The sequence below is a fragment of the Peptidiphaga gingivicola genome (assembly GCF_001652275.1).
Lineage (GTDB): Bacteria > Actinomycetota > Actinomycetes > Actinomycetales > Actinomycetaceae > Peptidiphaga > Peptidiphaga gingivicola.
The window spans coordinates 1,250,347-1,268,224 of the sequence record NZ_LVZK01000001.1 but is presented as its reverse complement, the minus strand read 5'-3'; the positions used below and the strand labels follow the sequence as shown (position 1 = coordinate 1,268,224).

The following is a 17,878-nucleotide window of genomic DNA, read 5'->3' as shown; positions in this document are numbered from 1 at the left end:
CGCTTTCCATTGGCGGCGCCCCCGGCGAGCGTCAGCGGAGGAATCCCTCGTAATGACGCTGCTGAAGCTGGGCGTTGATGTCCTTGACCGTCTGCAAGCCGACGCCAACGAGGATCATGATGGACGTTCCGCCGAACGTCCCCTGGAATATGCCCATCTCGGAGAACATGACGGATGGGATGAGGGCGACGACCGTCAGATAGATGGCGCCCACCCAGGTGACGCGTTTCGAAACGTAGCTGAGGTACTCCGCAGTGGGTCGGCCGGCGCGCACGCCCGGAATGAAGCCGCCGTAGCGCTTCATGTTGTCGGCGACCTCCTCCGTGTCGAAGGTGATCGACGTGTAGAAGAAGGTGAACCCGAAGATGAGCAGGGCGTACAGGCCGTAGTACCAGACGCCTTGCCTGGTCAGATTGGACTGTATGAACTGGACCCAGCCGGAGCTCTGGTTGCCGAAGGAGGCGATCATCTGCGGAAGCATGAGCAGCGAAGACGCGAAGATGACCGGGATGACGTTGGCCATGTTGATCTTGATGGGCAGGTACGTCGTGGAGCCGCCGATCATGCGCCGTCCGACGACGCGCTTGGCGTACTGCACCGGGATGCGCCGCTGGCATTGTTCGACGAAGACGACCACCACCGTGATGGCTAGGAAGACCGCGAGGACGACGATCGCGCCCTTCCACCCCGCGTTGGAGCGGATGACGTTGAGGAGCATTCCGGGGAAGTTGGCGCAGATGCCGGTGAAGATGAGGATCGACATGCCGTTGCCGACGCCGCGCTCCGTGATGAGCTCGGCAAGCCACATGATGAGTCCGGTCCCCGCTGTCATGGCGAGGATGGCCATGGTGATCTTGACGGGGTTCGCCCCCGGGATGGGCTGATGCCTGCAGCCCTGGAAGAGCGTCGTGTTGGCCAGAGAGACGTACACCGCCGACTGGAGGACCCCCAGGCCGATCGTCAGATAGCGGGTGTACTCAGTGAGTTTGGCCGTTCCCGACTGTCCCTCTTTGTGAAGCTGCTCGAACCTCGGGATGACGACGCGCAGAAGCTGGATGATGATCGACGCCGTGATGTAGGGCATGATGCCGAGCGCGAAGACAGACAGCTGGAGCATTGCCCCGCCCGAAAACATGTTGAGGAGATTGAGGAAACCGCCCTCGCCCTTTTGAGCGGCGCACTGGCGCACGTTGTGTATCGAAACGAACGGCGCAGGAACGAAAGTGCCCAATCTGTAGATCACCATGATGGCGACCGTGAAGAGCAGCTTGCGGCGAAGGTCTGGGGTGCGGAACGCGGCCGCGAACGCCTTGAGCAAAATTCCTCCAGATTGCGGTAAGACCGCGGGTGTGTTGCGGACTGTGCCCGCGTCGATGAGTTCGGGAGAGACCCGACCACGGGGATGGCAGTTGGCGGCCCCGCACCGCTCTCATTACTATACCCGGCGGCAGACGATCGCGACTACATCCGAAGCGCAACCCGCCGCGAGGAATGCAACACGGGAATGCCCCCGCTAGGCGCGGGGGCATTCCCGTTTGTTCAGCGAGCGGCGATGCTTCCGCCGGCCGCTTCGATCTTTTCCTTTGCAGATCCCGACCAGGCGTCGACTCGGACGTCGAGCTTGACGGCCAAGTCGCCGGTCCCCAGGACCTTGACGAGGTGCTTGTCGCGAACCGCGCCCTTGGCGACGAGGTCTTCGACGGTCACCTTGCCGCCCTCGGGGAAAAGCTCGCTCAGCGCGCCGACGTTGACCACTTGGTACTCGACGCGGAACGGATTCTTGAATCCGCGCAGCTTCGGAAGCCGCATGTGGATCGGCATTTGGCCGCCCTCAAAACGAGCGGGAACCTGGTAGCGGGCCTTCGTGCCCTTGGTTCCGCGACCCGCGGTCTTGCCCTTCGAGCCCTCGCCGCGTCCCACGCGGGTCTTGGCCTTGTTCGATCCGGGAGCGGGGCGAAGGTGGTGGATCTTCAGGACGCCCTCAGGGGCGGCTGCTTTCTTCGATGCCTTCTTCGTGGACATCAGTCGACCTCCTCCACTTTGACGAGATGGGCAACGGTGCGGATGGCGCCGAGAACCTCGGGGCGGTCCTCGCGAACCACGGACTGGCCGATGCGGCGCAGACCGAGCGTGCGAAGGGTGTCCTTCTGGTTCTGCCTGCCGCCGATGGCGGACTTGACCTGTGTGATTTTCAGCTGTGCCATCACGCACCAACTCCTGCGGCGGCGGCCTCGTTCTCAGCCTTGACGGCCTCGGCCTCCTTCTCTGATCGCGCCTTGGCCTCGGCTTCGGCGCGGGCTCGCAACATCGACTCCGGGGCGACGCGCTCCAGGGGAAGGCCTCGGCGCGCCGCGACGGACTCGGGCTGTTCGAGATCCTTGAGGGCCGCGACCGCCGCGTGGACGATGTTGATCGCGTTGGACGAGCCGAGCGACTTGCTCAGAACGTCGTGAATGCCTGCGCACTCCATGAGCGCGCGAACCGGGCCGCCCGCGATGACGCCCGTTCCGGGGGAAGCCGGGCGCAGAAGCACGATGCCTGCGGCGTCCTCGCCCTGGACCAGGTGCGGAATGGTCGAGCCGATTCGGGGAACCTTGAAGAAGTTCTTCTTGGCTTCCTCCGTGCCCTTGGCGATGGCCGAGGGCACTTCCTTCGCTTTCCCGTAGCCCACGCCGACGGTGCCGTTCCCGTCACCGACGATGACGAGAGCCGTGAAGGACATCCGGCGTCCGCCCTTGACTGTCTTGGCCACGCGGTTGATCGTCACGACGCGCTCGATGTACGCGTTCTTCTCTTCGGACCGGCGATCCCGGCGCTCGCCGCGACGCTCGCCGCGGCGCCCGCGGCGCTCACCGTTGTTGTTCTCGTCGGGGTTAGCTCCCCGACCACGCTGCTGTGCAGCCATCAGTACACCTCTTTCGCCAGTCTCACAGGGTCAGCCCGGCGGCGCGGGCGCCTTCGGCCACAGCGGCGACGCGGCCGTGGTACTTGTTGCCTCCGCGGTCAAAGACCACCGAGCTGATTCCGGCTTCCAGGGCGCGCTTGGCGACGAGTTCGCCGACCTTGCGCGCTTTGTCCGCCTTCGTGCCGTCGTCGCTGCGAAGCTCGGCTTCGTAAGTCGATGCCGCGGCCAGAGTGCGGCCGACGGAGTCGTCGACGACCTGCGCAAGCATGTGGCGATTCGACCGGCTGACCACGAGACGCGGACGCGAGGGCGTGCCCACAACCTTCTTGCGGACGCGGAAGTGGCGGCGCTTGCGAGCGAGGAACTTCCCCTTGCCTTTGACGGTGACAGCCATCACTTACCAGCCTTTCCGGCCTTGCGGCGCACGTTCTCGTCGGCGTAGCGCACGCCCTTGCCCTTGTAAGGCTCGGGCTTGCGCAGCTTGCGAATGTTGGCCGCGACCTCGCCGACCTGCTGCTTGTTGATTCCGTTCACGGAAAACTTCGTCGGAGACTCGACCGCGAAGGTGATTCCCTCGGGCGCCGAAACGACGATCGTGTGCGAGTAGCCCAGCGAGAACTCGAGGTTCGATCCCTTGGCCACCACGCGGTACCCGGTTCCGACGATCTCCATGGCCTTCGAGTACCCCTGCGTCACTCCGACAACCATGTTGTCGATGAGCGTGCGGGTCAGGCCGTGGAGCGAGCGCGACTTGCGCTCGTCGTCGGGCCTCGTGACCGAAATGAGGCCGTCGTCGAAGGAGACCGCGATGGGCTCGGCGACCGTGTGCTCGAGCGTGCCCTTCGGCCCCTTGACCGTGACATGGCGGCCGTCGATTGTCACCTCGACGCCGGAAGGGACCTGGACGGGCTGTTTGCCAATGCGCGACATTTTTCCTCCCGTCACCAGACGTAGGCGAGGACTTCCCCGCCGACGCCCTTGTCCTTGGCCTCGCGGTCCGTCAGCAGGCCGGAGGACGTCGAAAGAATCGCGACGCCGAGGCCACCGAGAACCTTGGGCAGATTGGTGGACTTCGCGTAAACGCGCAGGCCAGGCTTCGAAATGCGCCGAAGGCCGGCGAGCGCGCGCTCACGGTTCGATCCGTACTTCAGATTGAGGGTGAGCGTCTTGCCCACCTTCGCTTCCTCGACGCCGAATCCGGCGATGTAGCCTTCGCGCTCGAGGATCTCGGCGATATGCGCCTTGAGCTTCGAGTAAGGCATCGACACCGACTCGTGAAACGCCGAGTTGGCGTTGCGCAGACGCGTCAGCATGTCTGCGATTGGGTCAGTCATTGACATTGGGCGTGTGCCCTTCCCCGTCGCGGTTTCCCTTCCGGACCTGCGACGTAGTGCTTACCAGCTGGACTTCTTGATACCCGGGAGTTCGCCGCGCAGGGCGAGCTCGCGAAGGCAAACCCGGCACAGGCCGAATTTGCGGTACACGGCCTTCGGGCGGCCGCATCGGTTGCATCGGGTGTAGGCGCGAACGCCGAACTTCGGCTTCCGGGCTTGCTTTTGCTTGAGCGCAGTCTTCGCCATGCGTCAGGCCTCCTTAAAGGGAAAACCGAGAAGGCGCAGAAGGGAGCGGCCTTCGTCGTTGGTCTTGGCCGTCGTGACGACGGTGATGTCCATGCCGCGAACCCGGTCGATCTTGTCCATGTCGATCTCGTGGAACACGGTCTGTTCGGTCAGGCCGAAGGTGTAGTTGCCGTGGCCGTCAAACTGCTTGGGAGAAAGTCCCCGGAAATCGCGAATGCGCGGAAGGGCGGTCGAGAGCAGGCGGTCAAGGAACTCCCACATGCGATCGCCGCGCAGGGTTACGAAACAGCCGATCGCCTGGCCTTCGCGCAGCTTGAACTGGGCGATGGACTTCTTGGCCTTGGTGATCTGCGGCTTTTGACCGGTGATGATCGCCATGTCGGCGACGGCCCCCTCGAGGACCTTGGAATCGCGCGCCGCCTCGCCGACGCCCATGTTCACCACGATCTTTTCGAGCTTGGGAACCTGGTGCGGGTTGGAGTACTTGAACTCCGTGGTCAGGGACGGAACGATGTCTTTGAGATACTTCGCCTTCAGGCGCGGTGCGTCGCTCACAGCTCAATCTCCTTACCGCCGCGGCGGCCGATGCGCTCGCGCATGATCTTCGTGCGTCCGTCACGCTCGACTTCGACCTCGCGGTGGCCGACGCGAATGGGCTTCTTGTCGGGGCCGACGAGGGCGACCTTGGAAATGTGGATGGGGGCCTCGACGGTTTCGATGCCGCCTGCAGACCCTCCCCGCTGGTTCTGACTCGCCTTGACGTGCTTCTTGACGCGGTTGATTCCCTCGACGATGACGCGGTCCCCGAGGACCGACAGGACGACGCCCTGCTTGCCCCGGTCGCCCGGCTCGATCGGATCCAGGCCGAGCTCGGCCCGGCGCGCATTGCGCTCCTCGATCTTCTTCGAGTTCGAGGTACGCCCGGCGATCACCTGGACGAGATCGCCTTTCTTGATCTTGGCCATCAGATCACCTCCGGTGCCAACGAAACGATTCGCATGAACTTCTTTTCGCGCAGCTCGCGGCCGACGGGGCCGAAGATGCGCGTGCCGCGAGGCTCGCCGTCGTTCTTGAGCAGCACGGCCGCGTTCTCATCGAAGCGGATGTACGAGCCGTCCTGACGGCGGGTCTCTTTCCTCGCGCGGACGACGACGGCCTTGACGACGTCGCCCTTCTTGACGTTTCCGCCAGGGATCGCATCCTTGACGGTGGCGACGATCGTGTCGCCAATTCCCGCGTAGCGCCGGCCTGAGCCGCCGAGCACGCGGATGCAGAGGATTTCCTTCGCACCGGTGTTGTCGGCGACGCCGAGCCGCGTCTCCTGCTGGATCATGTGTTATTTCTCCTGTCGTCGCGCCGGTTCTCGCTGTGCGAGCCTTGCCGAACGGATGGGGTTTGGGTGGCCTCGGGGGTCACTTGGCCTTCTCGATGATCTCGACCACGCGGAAGTGCTTGGTCGCGCTCAACGGCCTCGTCTCCATGATGCGAACGAGATCGCCCACGTGCACCTCGTTGTTTTCGTCGTGCGCCTTGACGCGCCTGGTGTGGGTGATGACCTTGCCGTAGAGCGGGTGCTTACGGCGGTCTTCGACCTCGACGATGACGGTTTTGTCCATCTTGTCGCTCACGACGTAGCCCCGCTGCACCTTGCGGTGGGCGCGGACCGGAGCTTCGCCCTTGTTCTGCTCGCTCACTTCTTACCTCACTTCTCAGCCGCTGGCGCGGTGCGGGTTCCGAGCTCGCGCTCACGCTTGACCGTGTAGATGCGAGCGATGTCGCGACGGACTTCCTTGAGCCGGCCGCTGTCTTCAAGGCGGTGGGTCACCGCTGAGAAGCGCAGATTGAACAGCTCTTCCTTCGCTTCCTTAAGCTTTTCGAGGAGCTCGGCATCAGTCAGGGCATCGAGCTCTTCGGTTGTGATTCCCTTGGCCATCACTCCCCCTCCTCACGGGTGACAAAACGGGTCTTCATGGGCAGCTTGTGCATCGCGCGAAGCATGGCCTCGCGGGCAAGCTCTTCGGAGACGCCGTCCATTTCGAACATGATGCGACCAGGTTTGACGTTGGCCACCCACGTTTCTACAGGGCCCTTGCCCGAACCCATTCGCAAGCCGAGTGCCTTCTTGGTCAAAGGACGGTCCGGGAAGATGTTGATCCAGATCTTGCCGCCGCGCTTGACGTGACGGGTCATGGCGATACGAGCCGCCTCGATCTGCCTGTTGGTCACATAGGCGGGTTCGAGCGCCTGGATTCCGTAGGAGCCGAAGGCCAGCCTCGTGCCGCCCTTCGACAGGCCGCTGCGAGTGGGACGGTGCTGCTTGCGCCACTTGGTGCGACGAGGAATCAGCATGATCAGGCCTCCGATCCTGTGGTCGTCGGCTCCGCTGCGGGGGCGGCGGCCGCCTGCTGCTGGCGGTTTCCGCGGCCCTGGCGTTCGCGGCGGGGACCGCCGCGGCGGTCCCCGCGGCCGCGGCCGCGAGGCGATTCGGCGAGCGAGCGGTAGTACTCCGCGTCTGTGACGTCGCCGCGATAGATCCACACTTTCACGCCGATGCGGCCGAAGGTGGTGCGGGCCTCGTAGAAGCCGTAGTCGATGTTGGCGCGAAGCGTATGCAGGGGCACGCGGCCTTCGCGGTAAAATTCCGAGCGCGACATCTCGGCGCCGCCGAGGCGGCCTGAGCACTGGACGCGAATGCCCTTGGCGCCCGCGCGCTCGGCGGACTGGATGCCCTTGCGCATCGCGCGGCGGAAAGAGACTCGCGAGGCAAGCTGTTCGGCGATTCCCTGTGCGACGAGCTGCGCGTCGGCCTCCGGGTTCTTCACCTCGAGGATGTTGAGCTGAATGGCCTTGCCCGTCAGCTTCTCGAGGTCGGCGCGGAGGCGGTCCGCCTCGGCGCCGCGGCGTCCGATGACGATTCCGGGGCGCGCGGTGTGAATGTCCACGACGACGCGCTCGGCGCGGCGCTCAATGTTGACGCGCGAAATGCCGGCGCGGTCGAGGGTCTTCTCGATCATCCGCCGGATCTGGATGTCTTCGCGAACGAAGTCTGCGTAGCGCTGGCCCGGCTTGTTCGAGTCAGCGAACCACTTCGAGCGGTGGTCGGTGGTTATTCCGAGTCGGAACCCGGTCGGGTTGACCTTCTGGCCCACTAGCGGGTCCTCCCCTTCTTCCGAGCGGCGACTTCGTCGCCGACAACGACGGTAATATGGCTGGTCCTTTTGAGGATACGGTTGGCGCGCCCCTGTGCACGAGGCTGGATGCGCTTCATCGTGGGACCCTCGTCGGCGTAGATCGCCTGGATGTAGAGGTCCTCGGCGTCGAAACGCTCGCCGGCCTGATCGGCCAGGTATTGAGCGTTGGCGATCGCCGACTCGACTAACTTTCGGACGGGTTCGGCCGCCCCCTGAGGTGCGAATCGCAGCACGTCGACGGCGTCCAGAGCGCGCTTGCCGCGGATGACGTTCACGACGCGGCGGGCCTTCTGGGGCGTGACGCGCACGAAACGTGCCTGCGCCTTGGCTTCCATGTTTCTGCCTTACTTTCTCTGCTCGTTGGCGGCGCCTCAGCGACGTCGGCCTTTACGGTCGTCCTTCTCGTGCCCGCGGAAGGTGCGGGTCGGGGCGAACTCGCCGAGCTTGTGGCCGACCATCGACTCGGTGACGAACACCGGGACGTGCTTGCGGCCGTCGTGCACGGCAAAGGTGTGACCCAGGAAGTCGGGGGTGATGACCGACCGACGGGACCAGGTCTTGATGACGTTCTTCGTGCCCTTCTCGTTCTGCTCGTCGACCTTCTTCTGAAGGTGATCGTCGACGAAGGGGCCTTTCTTCAGACTGCGCGGCATTCAGCTCATCCTCTCTTAGCGCTTGTTGCCGGTCTTGCGACGGCGCACAATGAGCTTGTCGCTAGCCTTCTTTGGACGCCGGGTGCGGCCCTCGGGCTTGCCCCACGGACTGACTGGGTGGCGGCCGCCGGAGGTCTTGCCTTCGCCGCCGCCGTGCGGGTGGTCAACGGGGTTCATGACGACGCCGCGGACGGTCGGGCGGACGCCCTTCCAGCGTTTGCGGCCAGCCTTGCCCCAGTTGATGTTGGACTGCTCGGCGTTTCCGACTTCGCCGACGGATGCGCGGCAGCGAGAATCGACGTTGCGGATTTCGCCGGAAGGCATGCGCAGCTGCGCGTACTTGCCTTCGCGGGCGACCAGCTGAACCGACGTCCCCGCCGAACGGCCGATCTTGGCGCCGCCGAGGGGGCGGAGCTCCACGCAGTACACCGTGGTGCCGACGGGGATGTTCCGCAGCGGAAGGTTGTTGCCGGGCTTGATGTCCGCATTCGGGCCGTTCTCGATGAAGTCGCCCTGACGCAGATTCTTCGGCGCGACGATGTAGCGCTTCTCGCCGTCGACGTAGTGCAGAAGGGCGATGCGGGCCGTGCGGTTCGGGTCGTATTCGATGTGCGCGACCTTCGCGGGCACGCCGTCCTTGTCCCAACGCCTGAAGTCGATGATGCGGTATTGGCGCTTGTGGCCGCCGCCCTTGTGCCTGGTCGTGATGCGGCCGGTGTTGTTGCGGCCGCCGGTCTTGTGCAGCGGGCGCAGCAGCGACTTCTCCGGCTTCGACCGGGTGATCTCGGCGAAGTCGGCGACGCTCGCACCGCGACGGCCGGGGGTCGTCGGCTTGTACTTACGAATTCCCATGAATTTCGATCCTCAATCTTTCCGGTCAGCCGACCACGTCGCCGTAAATGTCGATCGAGCCCTCGCGCAGCGAGATGATCGCGCGCTTGGTGTTCTTGCGACGGCCGACGCCGTTGCGGGTGCGGCGGGCCTTCCCCTGACGATTCTGGGTGTTCACAGAGGCGACCTTCACGTCAAAGATGGCCTCGACGGCCTGCTTGATCTCGGTCTTGGACGCACGGGGATCGACGAAGAAGACGTACTTGCCTTCGTCCTCGAGCCGAGCCGACTTCTCCGACGCGACGGGCGCGAGGATGACGTCGTGCGGACGCTTGTTCCAGAAGCTTGCCTCGGTCACTTCTCCTCCTTGCCGTTCTTCGAGACGTACTCGGTGAGAGCCGACTCGGTGAAGACGACGTCGTCTGCCACGAGGACGTCGTAACTGTTGAGCTGATCGACGAAGATCACCGACGCCTCGGGGGCGTTGCGCAGCGAAAGCCTCGTCAGATCATCGCCGCGGGAAACCGCCACGAGCGCCGCACGGTCGTCGATCACCTTGCGCAGCAGGCCGAGGGCGGCCTTGGTGGAGGGCTTTTCGCCCTCAAGGAAGGCCTCGACCACGTGAATGCGTCCGTTGCGCGCGCGGTCCGAAAGGGACTGGCACAGCGCCGCGGCGATCATCTTCTTGGGGGTGCGCTGCGAGTAGTCGCGGGGCTTGGGTCCGTGGACGGTGCCGCCTCCCGTGAACTGCGGAGCGCGAATCGATCCCTGGCGCGCGCGGCCGGTGCCCTTCTGCTTGAACGGCTTCTTGCCTCCGCCGGAGACTTCGCCTCGGGTCTTCGTCGAATGCGTGCCTTGGCGGGCCGCTGCCAGCTGGGCGTTGACGACCTGGTGAATGAGGGGGATGTTGACTTCGACGTCGAAAAGCTCGGCGGGAAGCTCGAAGCTGCCCGTGACCTTGCCGGTGACGTCGTAGACGTCTGCATTGAGGGACTGCGTCATGTTCAGGCTCCCTTCACGGCGGTGCGGACCACGACGGTTCCGCCCTTGTTTCCGGGGACGGCGCCGGCCAGAAGGATGATGCCCTTCTCGACGTCGACGGCGTGGACGGGAAGATTGAGGACTGTCACGCGGTCCTTGCCCATCCGGCCGGCCATGCGGAGGCCGCGGAAGACGCGCGACGGCGTGGCGCAAGCGCCGATTGAGCCGGGCTTGCGGTGGTTGCGGTGGGCGCCGTGCGAGGCGGAAACGCCGGAGAACCCGTGGCGCTTCATGACTCCCGCGAAGCCCTTGCCCTTGGACGTGCCGATGACATCGACCTTCTGCCCGGCCTCGAACAGGTCGGCGGTGAGCTCCTGGCCGAGTTCGTACTCGGCGGCGTCGGATGTGCGAATTTCAGCGAGCTTGCGACGGGGGGCGACTCCGGCCTTGTCGAAGTGGCCCTGAAGCGGCTTTGTCACGTTCTTGGTCTTCAGCTCGCCGGAGGCCAGCTGAACGGCCGAATAGCCGTCGGTTTCGGGGGTGCGGATCTGGGTCACGACATTCGTGCCGACGCGCACAACGGTGATGGGAACGACGCGGCCTGCCTCGTCCCACAGCTGGGTCATTCCCAGCTTGGTGCCGAGCAACGCCTTGACCGGCGCGTCGACAGCGGTTTGCTTGGAATTCATGATGCGTTACCTCAGAGCTTGATTTCCACGTTCACATCCGCCGGAAGGTCGAGACGGCGAAGCGTGTCGATGGTCTTCAGGGTCGGATCGACGATGTCGATGAGCCGCTTGTGGGTGCGCATCTCGAAGTGCTCGCGGCTGTCCTTATACTTGTGGGGCGAACGAATGACGCAGAAGACGTTCTTCTCGGTCGGAAGCGGCACGGGGCCAACAACCGTCGCGCCTGTGCGCGTCACTTCGTCGACAAGCTTTTTCGCCGCGTTGTCAATGACCTCGTGGTCGTATGACTTCAGGCGGATGCGGATCTTCTGTCCTGCCATGCCGTCGTAACCTCTTTCTACCTCGGTGATCGCCGGTCCCCGCACCCGGGCGTGTCGCGTACGATCACCGCGATGACGAAGCCCTATGCAGATTACGACGAACCCTTGTCACACGTCGGGGGCCAATTCCCGACGAAGTTCATGGCCCGGTCAGCCCGGGCAACTTGTTCAGTATGCCAGCATTTCAGCGGCTGCCGCAAGCCGACCATTTCAATAGTGGCCTACGCGACAGAAGAGCACTTTTAAATGCGACGTCGTGCCTCATGCCTCGCCACGCCCGCTCTTGCCTGCCTTTTGCGCGGGGGCCGTACGGCCCCCGCTCGGGCAGCCGAAATACCCGGGACATCTCGGTACGCCTCTAGGGTTTGCGAGCGACGAAGCCAACGGCGTTGATGTTTTCCTTGTGGGCGCGGAACACGCCCCGCATGGCTTTGATTCGTTCTCTCGCGGCCTTGTTCCTGACGACGTTGAAAAAGAATCGCAGCGCCCCGAAGAATCCCTCGTCGGCCACGAGGCGCTTGGCCTCCAGGAGCATCATCGGATTGGCGTCGGTGTACTCGACCTGGAAACCCGCTTCTTCGAGCAGCCGCTTCCACCCGGCGGCTGTCAGAGGCCTGGCGCCGACCTTTATCGTCCGCGACAGCGCGCGCGAAACGTCATGTACGACGTCTTCGGGGACGTCGTCCGGGCAGAACCCCAGCTCATGGATGGCGTATCGGCCTTTGGGGGCGAGAATCCGGAACGCCTCGCGCATGATGGCGAGCTTGTCTTCGTCTGACTGCATCGTGAGCATCGCCTCGCCGACGACGAGGTCGGCCGAGCCGTCGGGCAGTCCCGTGTTTTTGGCGTCCGCCTGCTGCAATCGCGCTTGCCCGTGTTTCGAGATGGTCTCAAGCAGCTGCTGCGTGCCCTCCTTGTTCGGGTCGACGCCGACGTACTCCTTCGGTTCCGCAGCCAGGAGGATTTCAGCCGTCTTTCCCACGCCGGGGCCGAATTCGACGATCCTGTCCTCCTTCGCCGGCCGTGCCGCCTTGATGACTCTGCGTGTCAGCTCAATGCCGCCGGGCCGAAGCACGCGCTTGCCCATTTTCGCCAGTAGCCAGTGGCCTTGGAGCCTCTTTTCCTCCGGACCGGAGCGGCTTCCGCGGGCGCCGTCAGCGTCGGGACGGCCTGTGCGGGCCCCGTCGCTCACTTTTTCGCCTCTTCCGCGGGCCGATCCAGGATCTCTTTCGCGGCGTAGGCGGTGTTCTCGACGTCGACGAGCGTGAGAGCCATGTAGCAGGGGTCAAGTGCCTCGAGTGCATGCCTGTCCCCCGGCGCCAAGTAGACGACGTCGCCTCCGGTCAAATCGTGCGTCACGTCGCCGACCCGGAAACGCATCTTGCCGCTCAGCAGCTGGACGACGACGGCCCGGGGAGAGGCGTGCTCCGTGAGCACCTGGCCCGCGTCAAAACTAAAGACGACGTGGCGCAGGACGGCGTTGTTGACGACGACTCGCGAGGTGGTGGCCGCCTCCAGGATGGGCAGTTTGTCGAAGATACCCGTGAGAAAGGCCGATTCGGCGACGGGCGTTGTAGGCATCGTTGCTCCAATTGAGTTACGCAAGTTCAGTGTTACGTAAACCATCATACTGCTTCCGAGGGGAGGCTCCACGCTTTCATACCGTGAACATCGCCACGGCCTGCGGGAACGTTGAAGCAACGCCTCGGCGAAGGAAGACGAAAGGCGACGGCAAGTCAAACTCAGTCGGGTCATGGGGCCAAGCATTCTTGAACAGAGGCCAAACGCGATTCGAGCAACAAGTCGGACTCAGCGGGGAGCGCGGAACCCGGGCCGCACGGGCAAATGCCAAACGTCGTTTGAACGCAAGGTCAAATGAAGTGCGGACAATGAAGTGCGGACAGGGAATTGAATACGCCCAGGCGAGGGACGAAGAAGATTCAAACAGAAGGAGAAGGCGATTCAGCTACAGACCTAAATCTTAAAACATTCAGGTTATAAACTAATTTTTGTCGAAGTCAATTCAATGGCTTTGAGAAGTCCGAGTTAACAAGTTCAACGTGGGTCAAGGTTCGTGTTCGAGAGTCGTCGGCGGCATTGGCTGCGACGGGTATGGACGAAGGTTCCTTTCAGCAGCCGGACATCGCACTCCCGAGCCGGACAGAAGCGCATGAGGAAGGCCCGCTGCTTTAAGCAGCGGGCCTTCCTGTCAGATCAAACGACCAACGCGACCTCGGCGACTCGTCGCCGATGGCCCGGCGAGCGTATGACGCTTGCGGCCTCGGCGATCGAGCGTCGCCTGACGATATGTCGCCTGACGATCTCAGCGATCGAAGGTCACTTGATGATCTTGGTGACTCGTCCGGAGCCGACCGTGCGGCCACCCTCGCGGATGGCGAAGCCGAGGCCCTCTTCCATGGCGATCGGCTGGATGAGCTCGACCGTCATCTCGGTGTTGTCGCCGGGCATGACCATCTCGGTGCCCTCGGGCAGCGTGATGACGCCGGTGACGTCCGTGGTGCGGAAGTAGAACTGCGGACGGTAGTTCGAGAAGAACGGGTTGTGACGGCCGCCCTCTTCCTTCTTCAGAACGTAGACCTGAGCCTCGAAGTTAGTGTGCGGGGTGATCGTGCCGGGCTTGGCGACGACCTGGCCGCGCTCGACTTCCTCGCGCTTGGTGCCGCGAAGGAGCAGGCCGCAGTTCTCGCCGGCGTCGGCATGGTCCATCTGCTTGTGGAACATCTCGATGCCGGTGACGGTGGTCTTCTGGGTCGGGCGGATGCCGAGGATCTCGACCTCCTCGTTGACGTTGAGCAGACCGCGCTCGACGCGTCCGGTGACCACGGTTCCACGGCCGGTGATCGTGAAGACGTCCTCAATCGGCATGAGGAACGGCTTGTCGAGATCGCGAACCGGATCCGGGAAGTAGTTGTCGACTTCGCCCATGAGCTCCTCGATGGAGCTGACCCACTCGGCGTCGCCGTCGAGGGCCTTGAGGGCGGAGACGCGGACGACGGGAATGTTGTCGCCGTCGTACTCCTGCGAGGAGAGGAGCTCGCGGACCTCCATCTCGACGAGCTCGAGGATTTCCTCGTCGTCGACCATGTCGGCCTTGTTGAGGGCGACGATGAGGTTGGGAACGCCGACCTGGCGGGCGAGCAGAACGTGCTCGCGGGTCTGCGCCATCGGGCCGTCGGTCGCGGCCACGACGAGGATGGCGCCGTCCATCTGGGCCGCGCCGGTGATCATGTTCTTGATGTAATCGGCGTGCCCGGGGGCATCGACGTGAGCGTAGTGACGCTTGTCGGTCTGATACTCAACGTGGGAGACGTTGATGGTGATGCCGCGCTGACGCTCCTCGGGAGCGTTGTCGACTTCGTCGAACGGAGTGAACTCGTTCAGCTCCGGGTACTTGTCAGCCAGAACCTTGGTGATGGCAGCGGTCAGCGTCGTCTTACCGTGGTCGACGTGACCGATCGTGCCGATGTTCATGTGCGGCTTGGACTTGTCGTACTTGGCCTTTGCCACTTGGGCCCTCCTGGGACTCTTGTTTGACTTTCAGCTTGTGAGTGAGATGCAGGAAGCATCAGACCCGGCTTAAGTTGATTTCTTACGGTTTCTGATTGTACAGGACCGCTGGGACGTCACTCGCCCCGGGTCTTCTTGATGATCTCGTCAGCGACGTTCTTGGGAACCTCGGCATAAGAGTCCATCTGCATCGTGTAGACCGCCCGCCCCTGGGTCTTGGAGCGGAGATCACCGACGTATCCGAACATCTCACTGAGCGGGACCAGGGCGCGAACGATCTTGACGCCGGTCGCGTCCTCCATGGACTTGATCATGCCACGGCGGGCGTTGAGGTCGCCGATGACATCGCCCATGTACTCCTCGGGAGTGCGGACCTCAACATCCATGACCGGTTCGAGGAGCACGGGGTTGGCGCGCTTCGCGCCCTCCTTGAGCACCATGTTGCCGGCGATCTTGAAGGCCATTTCCGACGAGTCGACTTCGTGGTAGGCGCCGTCTTCCAGCGTCGCCTTGACCCCCACCATGGGGTAGCCGGCGAGCACGCCGGACTGCATGGCCTCTTGAATGCCCGCGTCGACCGACGGGATGTATTCGCGGGGCACGCGTCCGCCGGTGACGGCGTTGACAAACTCGTAGATCGCTCCGTCCTCGGCGTCGACGAGGGGCTCGAACGTCACAAGAACGCGCGCGAACTGGCCGGAGCCGCCCGTCTGCTTCTTGTGCGTGTACTCGATCTTGTCGACCTTCTTGCGGATGGTTTCGCGGTAGGCGACCATCGGGGCGCCGACGTTCGCGTCGACTTTGAATTCGCGCTTCATCCGATCCACGAGGATGTCGAGGTGAAGCTCGCCCATTCCGCCGATGACGGTCTGGCCGGTCTCCTCGTCCTGGCGGACGGTGAAGGTGGGATCCTCTTCAGCCAGCTTCTGGATGGCCGTCGAGAGCCTCTCCTGGTCGTTCTTCGACCTCGGTTCGATCGCCACGTGGATGACGGGATCCGGGAAGGTCATGGACTCCAGGATGATGGGCTTGTCGATGGCGCACAGAGTGTCGCCCGTCGTCGTCTCCTTGAGGCCGACGAAGGCGTAGATGTGCCCGGCGTGCGCGACCTCCACGGGGTTCTCACGGTTGGAATGCATCTGGAACATCTTTCCGATGCGCTCCTTCTTGCCCTTCGTGGCGTTGTACACCTGGACGCCCTGCTCCACTTTGCCGGAGTAGACGCGAATATAGGTCAGTTTGCCGTAGAAGGGATGGACCGCGATTTTGAAGGCGAGGGCCGCGAAGGGCTCCTTCTCGCTCGCCTTGCGGGAATCGGCCTCGTCCTCGTGTCCGGGGCGGAATCCCGGGACGTCGGGGATGTCGAGGGGCGAGGGCAGGTAGTCCACAACGCCGTCGAGCATGGGCTGGACGCCCTTGTTCTTATAGGCGGAGCCGCAGAAGACCGGGTAGATCTCGCCGGCGATCGTGCGGATGCGCAGGCCCTTCTTGATTTCGTCGAGGGTGAGCTCGCCGCCTTCGAGGTACTTTTCCATGAGTTCCTCGTTGGCCTCGGCCGCGGCCTCGACCGCTTCGAGGTGGTACTCCTCCGCCTTGTCCAGAAGGTCGGCCGGGATGTCCTCTTCGACGACGAGGATGCCCTTGGTGGGCTGGCCCTTTTCGTCGGTGTCGGGGAAGCGGACGGCCTTCATCTTGAGGACGTCGACGACGCCGTCGAACTCGTTCTCGACGCCGATCGGGAAGGTCACGACGATCGGGGTGGCCTGGAGGCGATCCTTGATCGTTTGGACCGAGAAATCGAAATTCGCGCCCAGCTTGTCCATCTTGTTGATGAAGCAGATGCGCGGGACGTTGTACTTGTCGGCCTGGCGCCAGACGGTCTCCGACTGGGGCTCGACGCCCTCCTTGCCGTCGAAGACGGCGACGGCGCCGTCGAGCACGCGCAGGGAGCGCTCGACCTCGACCGTGAAATCGACGTGTCCGGGCGTGTCGATGACGTTGATCTGGGTGCCCTTCCAGAAGGCGGTGACGGCCGCGGACGTAATGGTGATGCCGCGCTCCTTCTCCTGCTCCATCCAGTCGGTGGTCGAGGCGCCGTCGTGCGTCTCGCCGATCTTGTAATTGATGCCCGTGTAGTAAAGGATTCGCTCAGTGACGGTGGTTTTGCCCGCGTCAATGTGCGCCATGATTCCAATGTTGCGGACCTTCCTGAGGTCCGTCAGCACATCTTGTGCCACGTTTTGGCTCTCTTCTGTGTTGAGGGATGTACGCTTCGCGCCGTTCCCGGTGCGTCGTTACCAGCGGTAGTGAGCGAAGGCCCTGTTGGACTCCGCCATTCGGTGAGTGTCTTCGCGGCGCTTGACCGCGGCGCCCAGGCCGTTGGAAGCGTCGAGAATCTCGTTGAGGAGGCGCTCGGTCATGGTCTTCTCGCGGCGCTGCCGGGCGTAGTCGACAAGCCAGCGGAGCGCGAGGGTGGTGGCGCGGCCGGACTTGACCTCAACGGGCACCTGGTAGGTGGCGCCGCCGACGCGGCGGGAGCGAACCTCGAGCGAGGGACGGATGTTGTCCATCGCGCGCTTGAGGACGGCCAGAGGCTCCTGGCCCGACTTCTCGCCGACGGCCTCGAGGGCGCCGTACACGATGTGCTGGGCCGTCGACTTCTTGCCGTCGAGGAGAACCCGGTTGACCAGCTGAGTGACGAGCGTCGAGCCGTAAACGGGGTCGTTGACCAGGGGGCGCTTGCGGGCGGGACCCTTACGAGGCATTACTTCTTCTCCTTCTTCGCACCGTAGCGGCTGCGGGCCTGCTGGCGGTTCTTGACTCCCTGGGTGTCGAGTGCGCCGCGGACGATCTTGTAGCGCACGCCCGGAAGGTCGCGGACTCGGCCGCCGCGGACGAGGACGATGGAGTGCTCCTGGAGGTTGTGCCCCTCGCCGGGAATGTAGGCCGTGACCTCGATGCCGGAGGACAGACGGACACGGGCCACCTTGCGCAGAGCCGAATTCGGCTTCTTCGGCGTCGTGGTGAAAACGCGGGTGCAGACGCCTCGGCGCTGGGGGCTACCCTTGAGCGCCGGGGTCTTCGACTTCCCGACCTTGCTGCTTCGGCCCTTGCGGACCAGCTGCTGAATTGTGGGCACTATGTTTCTCCTGAAAAAGTTCGTTTGATCGTAAGGTTTCGACGGTGACGTCGAGCGCATT

The 17,878-nt window shown here is 63.7% G+C and carries 28 protein-coding genes; all 28 read right to left on the bottom strand.

All coding sequences use genetic code 11. The features are described 5' to 3' along the window. Positions 1-31 precede the first annotated feature (31 nt). The 28 genes from secY to rpsL all read right to left on the bottom strand — a co-directional run bounded on the left by secY (position 32) and on the right by rpsL (position 17,817). Positions 32-1,318 carry a preprotein translocase subunit SecY gene (secY, locus tag A4H34_RS05280; RefSeq protein WP_009199239.1) on the bottom strand — a complete coding sequence of 429 codons (1,287 nt, stop codon included), beginning with the start codon at positions 1,316-1,318 and terminating at the stop codon, positions 32-34. Between the two features lie 221 nt (positions 1,319-1,539). Continuing rightward, a complete protein-coding gene (rplO, locus tag A4H34_RS05275; protein ID WP_064231295.1) occupies positions 1,540-2,022 on the bottom strand; it encodes a 50S ribosomal protein L15 in 483 nt (160 codons plus the stop codon). After that, positions 2,022-2,204, bottom strand: coding sequence for a 50S ribosomal protein L30 (gene rpmD, locus A4H34_RS05270; protein ID WP_009199241.1), 183 nt, complete (start codon positions 2,202-2,204; stop codon positions 2,022-2,024). Before rpmD ends, rplO begins: the two co-directional genes overlap by 1 nt. Beyond that, entirely contained in the window at positions 2,204-2,905 is a 702-nt protein-coding gene (gene rpsE / locus A4H34_RS05265) for a 30S ribosomal protein S5 (RefSeq protein WP_009199242.1), read from the bottom strand. Before rpsE ends, rpmD begins: the two co-directional genes overlap by 1 nt. Positions 2,906-2,927: 22 nt before the next feature. Further along, positions 2,928-3,299 (bottom strand): 50S ribosomal protein L18, encoded by a 372-nt coding sequence (gene rplR, locus A4H34_RS05260; protein ID WP_009199243.1) that lies wholly within the window; start codon positions 3,297-3,299, stop codon positions 2,928-2,930. Continuing rightward, positions 3,299-3,835, bottom strand: coding sequence for a 50S ribosomal protein L6 (gene rplF / locus A4H34_RS05255; RefSeq protein WP_009199244.1), 537 nt, complete (start codon positions 3,833-3,835; stop codon positions 3,299-3,301). The genes rplR and rplF overlap by 1 nt, the downstream gene beginning before the upstream one ends. Positions 3,836-3,846: 11 nt before the next feature. Next, a complete protein-coding gene (gene rpsH / locus A4H34_RS05250) occupies positions 3,847-4,245 on the bottom strand; it encodes a 30S ribosomal protein S8 (protein WP_040322778.1) in 399 nt (132 codons plus the stop codon). A 54-nt stretch (positions 4,246-4,299) separates the two neighbouring features. Beyond that, positions 4,300-4,485: a type Z 30S ribosomal protein S14 gene (locus A4H34_RS05245; protein ID WP_009199246.1), complete on the bottom strand. Its 186-nt coding sequence runs from the start codon at positions 4,483-4,485 to the stop codon at positions 4,300-4,302. A 3-nt stretch (positions 4,486-4,488) separates the two neighbouring features. Next, positions 4,489-5,040: a 50S ribosomal protein L5 gene (gene rplE, locus A4H34_RS05240; RefSeq protein WP_009199247.1), complete on the bottom strand. Its 552-nt coding sequence runs from the start codon at positions 5,038-5,040 to the stop codon at positions 4,489-4,491. After that, entirely contained in the window at positions 5,037-5,453 is a 417-nt protein-coding gene (gene rplX, locus A4H34_RS05235; RefSeq protein WP_040322780.1) for a 50S ribosomal protein L24, read from the bottom strand. The genes rplE and rplX overlap by 4 nt, the downstream gene beginning before the upstream one ends. Further along, positions 5,450-5,818 (bottom strand): 50S ribosomal protein L14, encoded by a 369-nt coding sequence (gene rplN / locus A4H34_RS05230; protein ID WP_009199249.1) that lies wholly within the window; start codon positions 5,816-5,818, stop codon positions 5,450-5,452. The genes rplX and rplN overlap by 4 nt, the downstream gene beginning before the upstream one ends. Before the next feature lie 79 nt (positions 5,819-5,897). Next, the gene (gene rpsQ / locus A4H34_RS05225) at positions 5,898-6,179 is read right to left on the bottom strand and encodes a 30S ribosomal protein S17 (RefSeq protein WP_009199250.1); all 282 of its coding nucleotides are present in this window, start codon (positions 6,177-6,179) and stop codon (positions 5,898-5,900) included. 8 nt (positions 6,180-6,187) lie between these two features. Beyond that, the gene (rpmC, locus tag A4H34_RS05220) at positions 6,188-6,418 is read right to left on the bottom strand and encodes a 50S ribosomal protein L29 (RefSeq protein WP_009199251.1); all 231 of its coding nucleotides are present in this window, start codon (positions 6,416-6,418) and stop codon (positions 6,188-6,190) included. After that, the gene (rplP, locus tag A4H34_RS05215; RefSeq protein WP_064231294.1) at positions 6,418-6,834 is read right to left on the bottom strand and encodes a 50S ribosomal protein L16; all 417 of its coding nucleotides are present in this window, start codon (positions 6,832-6,834) and stop codon (positions 6,418-6,420) included. Before rplP ends, rpmC begins: the two co-directional genes overlap by 1 nt. A gap of 2 nt (positions 6,835-6,836) precedes the next feature. Continuing rightward, positions 6,837-7,634 carry a 30S ribosomal protein S3 gene (rpsC, locus tag A4H34_RS05210; RefSeq protein WP_009199253.1) on the bottom strand — a complete coding sequence of 266 codons (798 nt, stop codon included), beginning with the start codon at positions 7,632-7,634 and terminating at the stop codon, positions 6,837-6,839. Then, the gene (gene rplV / locus A4H34_RS05205) at positions 7,634-8,011 is read right to left on the bottom strand and encodes a 50S ribosomal protein L22 (RefSeq protein WP_009199254.1); all 378 of its coding nucleotides are present in this window, start codon (positions 8,009-8,011) and stop codon (positions 7,634-7,636) included. The genes rpsC and rplV overlap by 1 nt, the downstream gene beginning before the upstream one ends. 36 nt (positions 8,012-8,047) lie before the next feature. Continuing rightward, positions 8,048-8,329, bottom strand: a complete 282-nt coding sequence (rpsS, locus tag A4H34_RS05200; protein WP_009199255.1) for a 30S ribosomal protein S19 — start codon at positions 8,327-8,329, stop codon at positions 8,048-8,050. 15 nt (positions 8,330-8,344) lie between these two features. After that, positions 8,345-9,181: a 50S ribosomal protein L2 gene (gene rplB, locus A4H34_RS05195; protein WP_064231293.1), complete on the bottom strand. Its 837-nt coding sequence runs from the start codon at positions 9,179-9,181 to the stop codon at positions 8,345-8,347. Positions 9,182-9,206: 25 nt separating this feature from the next. Beyond that, the gene (rplW, locus tag A4H34_RS05190; protein ID WP_009199257.1) at positions 9,207-9,518 is read right to left on the bottom strand and encodes a 50S ribosomal protein L23; all 312 of its coding nucleotides are present in this window, start codon (positions 9,516-9,518) and stop codon (positions 9,207-9,209) included. Next, positions 9,515-10,162 carry a 50S ribosomal protein L4 gene (gene rplD / locus A4H34_RS05185; RefSeq protein WP_009199258.1) on the bottom strand — a complete coding sequence of 216 codons (648 nt, stop codon included), beginning with the start codon at positions 10,160-10,162 and terminating at the stop codon, positions 9,515-9,517. Before rplD ends, rplW begins: the two co-directional genes overlap by 4 nt. A 2-nt stretch (positions 10,163-10,164) precedes the next feature. After that, the gene (rplC, locus tag A4H34_RS05180) at positions 10,165-10,830 is read right to left on the bottom strand and encodes a 50S ribosomal protein L3 (protein ID WP_009199259.1); all 666 of its coding nucleotides are present in this window, start codon (positions 10,828-10,830) and stop codon (positions 10,165-10,167) included. An 11-nt stretch (positions 10,831-10,841) separates the two neighbouring features. Then, positions 10,842-11,150, bottom strand: coding sequence for a 30S ribosomal protein S10 (gene rpsJ / locus A4H34_RS05175; RefSeq protein ID WP_009199260.1), 309 nt, complete (start codon positions 11,148-11,150; stop codon positions 10,842-10,844). Positions 11,151-11,508: 358 nt separating this feature from the next. After that, positions 11,509-12,342 (bottom strand): class I SAM-dependent methyltransferase, encoded by an 834-nt coding sequence (locus A4H34_RS05170; protein ID WP_009199261.1) that lies wholly within the window; start codon positions 12,340-12,342, stop codon positions 11,509-11,511. After that, positions 12,339-12,731 carry a cupin domain-containing protein gene (locus A4H34_RS05165; protein WP_197480423.1) on the bottom strand — a complete coding sequence of 131 codons (393 nt, stop codon included), beginning with the start codon at positions 12,729-12,731 and terminating at the stop codon, positions 12,339-12,341. The genes A4H34_RS05170 and A4H34_RS05165 overlap by 4 nt, the downstream gene beginning before the upstream one ends. A gap of 756 nt (positions 12,732-13,487) precedes the next feature. Further along, positions 13,488-14,678 carry an elongation factor Tu gene (tuf, locus tag A4H34_RS05160; RefSeq protein WP_040322783.1) on the bottom strand — a complete coding sequence of 397 codons (1,191 nt, stop codon included), beginning with the start codon at positions 14,676-14,678 and terminating at the stop codon, positions 13,488-13,490. A gap of 116 nt (positions 14,679-14,794) precedes the next feature. Next, positions 14,795-16,915: an elongation factor G gene (fusA, locus tag A4H34_RS05155; RefSeq protein WP_040322785.1), complete on the bottom strand. Its 2,121-nt coding sequence runs from the start codon at positions 16,913-16,915 to the stop codon at positions 14,795-14,797. 57 nt (positions 16,916-16,972) lie between these two features. Next, the gene (gene rpsG, locus A4H34_RS05150) at positions 16,973-17,443 is read right to left on the bottom strand and encodes a 30S ribosomal protein S7 (RefSeq protein ID WP_009199266.1); all 471 of its coding nucleotides are present in this window, start codon (positions 17,441-17,443) and stop codon (positions 16,973-16,975) included. Further along, positions 17,443-17,817, bottom strand: coding sequence for a 30S ribosomal protein S12 (rpsL, locus tag A4H34_RS05145; RefSeq protein WP_040322787.1), 375 nt, complete (start codon positions 17,815-17,817; stop codon positions 17,443-17,445). The genes rpsG and rpsL overlap by 1 nt, the downstream gene beginning before the upstream one ends. Positions 17,818-17,878 lie beyond the last annotated feature (61 nt).